This window comes from Streptomyces millisiae (assembly GCF_031845425.1).
GTDB lineage: Bacteria > Actinomycetota > Actinomycetes > Streptomycetales > Streptomycetaceae > Streptomyces > Streptomyces millisiae.
On sequence record NZ_JAVREM010000197.1, the window covers coordinates 1 to 592 of the forward strand.

Below are 592 nucleotides of genomic sequence, written 5' to 3' on the forward strand. Positions count from 1 at the left end.
GGGCCGAACAGGTCCAGCATGCCGGCCGCCTCCGCGTCGGTGTAGCTGCGCCGCAGCGGTTCGATGCGCACCTGGCAGCGCAGCGCGATGGCGTGCACCGGATCCTCGCCCACCGCGGCCACGCCTACCCTCGCGGTCAAGATCGGCGTCACCGCATACGGTTCCGGTGCGATGTCCAGAACGGCGAACGTCACCGCCGTCGTCGCGGGCCCGGTCATCGTGGCACCAGCTTGCCGCGGTCGTCGAGAATGCCGAAGAACTCGTCGACATAGTTGCGCGCATCCTGCCCACCGTCGAAACCGCGCCACAGTGTTCGCAGCCGGCCGACGAACTCGTAGCAGGCGTCGACGGGCACCAGATGACACGACAGTGACCAGTTTTGGTCGTCTGGGACCCGGACCATCAACGCCTCGGTGTCCTCGGCCAGCAGATCGACCCTGGAGTCGGTTTCCCGGACGGAATTCCAGGTGTCGAGGTCGAGTTCGGATTCGGTGGCTCCCGCCGGACCCGGGTAGAACGCGACGACGCGGCTCAGTGCCGAGTTCCGGAAGAAGAATGCCAGCCCGACCGGAATCTGCAGCGACTCCCATTC

Annotated in this window: 2 protein-coding genes; both read right to left on the reverse strand. The window is 66.7% G+C overall.

From position 1 onward, the window contains the following. The coding region (locus tag RNC47_RS36190; RefSeq protein ID WP_311605103.1) for a DUF6084 family protein at positions 1-218 on the reverse strand (218 nt) is incomplete at its 3' end. Continuing rightward, on the reverse strand, positions 215-592 hold a 378-nt coding region (locus tag RNC47_RS36195; protein ID WP_311605104.1), incomplete at its 5' end, for a DUF5947 family protein. The genes RNC47_RS36195 and RNC47_RS36190, both read right to left, overlap by 4 nt.